A 226-nucleotide genomic window follows, 5' to 3' on the forward strand; every position below is an offset into this window, starting at 1 on the left:
CGGCGATCTGGTTGCCGAGGGTGCGGGCGTGGTCGCGGATGTCGGCGGGGGTGGCGCCGGCGAAGTAGTGCGAGAGCAGGGTACTCACTTGTGCGAAGCGGGTTTGGGGGTCGGCGGGTTCGGGGCTGCGGTGGTCGATGTGGGCGAGTCCGCGGACGATGGCGTCGACGTGTTCGGCGGAGATGGAGCCGTCGGCGGCGTGGGCGGTGACGAGGTCGATGTCGGT

The 226-nt window shown here is 70.8% G+C and carries 1 pseudogene; it reads right to left on the reverse strand.

From position 1 onward, the window contains the following. A pseudogene (locus ACPXB3_RS22740) lies at nucleotides 1–226 on the reverse strand (HNH endonuclease); the annotation flags it as partial.

This window comes from Gordonia sp. DT219, from assembly GCF_049847065.1.
Taxonomy (GTDB): Bacteria; Actinomycetota; Actinomycetes; order Mycobacteriales; family Mycobacteriaceae; genus Gordonia.